Consider the following 1,746-nt stretch of genomic DNA (forward strand, 5'->3'; position numbering starts at 1 on the left):
GCCTCGTTGTTTGCCGTAACACCGGAGCGGGCGGGCGAGCGCCCTGTGAGAAGTGCGTAGCGCGATGCGCCGCAGGTCGCGACGGCGGCATAGTGGCGCGTGAAGAGCATCCCAGACTTGGCCAGGCGATCTATATGGGGCGACTGCGCCTCTTTCACGCCATAGCAGCCTAGCTCGGGCCTGAGGTCATCCACGGCGATAAATAAGACATTGTAGCGATTGGTCGCCTGGGCACTTGCCACAAGTGCCCCACTCAATAAAGCCCAGAGCGTCAGCAATAGCCTCATGGTCGGCTGGCTCCGACACCACGAATTTTTTCGAGCGCGGCGGCCATCGCCGCGATGCGTTCAGGGAACTTCGCGGCGACATTGGTAGTCTCGCCGGGGTCGGTGGCGAGGTCGTAGAGCTGGCGGTTGTTTTTGATGTACTTCCAGCTCCCCTGCCGCAGTGTCAGGGTGCCCGCGTGCTCCACCAGCGTTTCGCGCCCGGTCTTAGACTGTCCCAGAAGCGCGGACAGAACATTTTCGCTATCGGGAGCTGTTGCTTTGTTGTAGCTCTGGCCCGTGAGTGCCGCCAGCGATGCCAGAAAGTCCACCTGGCAGACAAGCGCCTCGGAGATGCCCGGCTTTACATGCCCAGGCCAGCGCAGAATCAAGGGAACACGGGTGCCCCCCTCGAAAAGGCTGTACTTCCCGCCACGCCATGGACCGGCGGGCTTGTGGTCGCCGAGCTTCTCCACCGCACCGTCTTTGTAGCCATCATCCAGCACCGGGCCGTTGTCGCTGGAGAAGATCACCAGGGTATTTTGCGTCAGCTTCAGTTTGTCCAGTGTCTTGAGGAGCTCGCCCACCGACGCGTCCATTTCGACAATGGCATCACCGCGCGGTCCCATCGTGGTCTTGCCGACAAAGCGCTTGTTGGGCATGCGCGGCACATGGATATCGTGGGTATTGAACGAGAGAAAAAAAGGATTTGTTTTGTTTTTCTCCAGAAAAGCGACGGCCTTTGCGGTAAACACATCGGCCATGTCCTCGTCCACCCAGTGCGCCGACTTTCCGCCTTTCATGTAGCCAATCCGCCCCACTCCATTGACCACAGCGTTGTTATGCCCCTGGCTCCAGTCCATCCGTAGCCCCATCCGTAGCCCCACGCGGTCACGGACACCATCAAGCTCCCCGTCGAAGTTCATCTTGCCGTAGCACACCGAGATCGGGTCGTCTTTAATGAGCCCCACCACGTGCTCATTTTCGATGTAGACACAGGGGACACGATCCCCCGTGGCCGCCATCAAGAAGTGGTAGTTAAAACCGACCTGCCCAGGGCCGGGGGCGATTTTCTCGTTCCAGTCCGGCCCGCCCGTTGCACCCAGCCCTAGGTGCCACTTGCCGACCACGCCGGTTGTGTAGCCCGCTTTCTGAAGGGTTGATGCCAGCGTGGTGCGGCCTTGCTCAATAATCATCGCCGCGTCGCCCGGCAGCACCCCCGTGCCTTTTTTACGCCAGGCATACTCGCCCGTGAGCAGGGCATAACGCGATGGTGTACATGTCGCAGACGCCGCGTGGGCATCTGTGAAACGTAGCCCCTCCCGTGCCAGCCGATCCACATTCGGCGTCGTAACGGACTTGGCTCCATAGCAGCTCACATCGCCATAGCCCACATCATCGGTGTAGATCAAGACGATATTAGGTCGTATCGGCTTTACCGGCTGGGCAAGAGCGGGCACAGCAGTAAAAGCTAGCAGAGCCA

The 1,746-nt window shown here is 60.0% G+C and carries 2 protein-coding genes; both read right to left on the minus strand.

The window, feature by feature from the left end; translation table 11 throughout:
• On the minus strand, nt 1-287 hold a 287-nt coding region (locus ACH2EH_RS09940; RefSeq protein ID WP_395141246.1), incomplete at its 3' end, for a sulfatase-like hydrolase/transferase.
• Nucleotides 284-1,741 (minus strand): arylsulfatase, encoded by a 1,458-nt coding sequence (locus ACH2EH_RS09945; protein WP_395141247.1) that lies wholly within the window; start codon nt 1,739-1,741, stop codon nt 284-286. The genes ACH2EH_RS09940 and ACH2EH_RS09945, both read right to left, overlap by 4 nt.
• Nucleotides 1,742-1,746: the final 5 nt, after the last annotated feature.

This window comes from Armatimonas sp., assembly GCF_043760365.1.
In the GTDB taxonomy this organism is placed as follows: Bacteria; Armatimonadota; Armatimonadia; order Armatimonadales; family Armatimonadaceae; genus Armatimonas.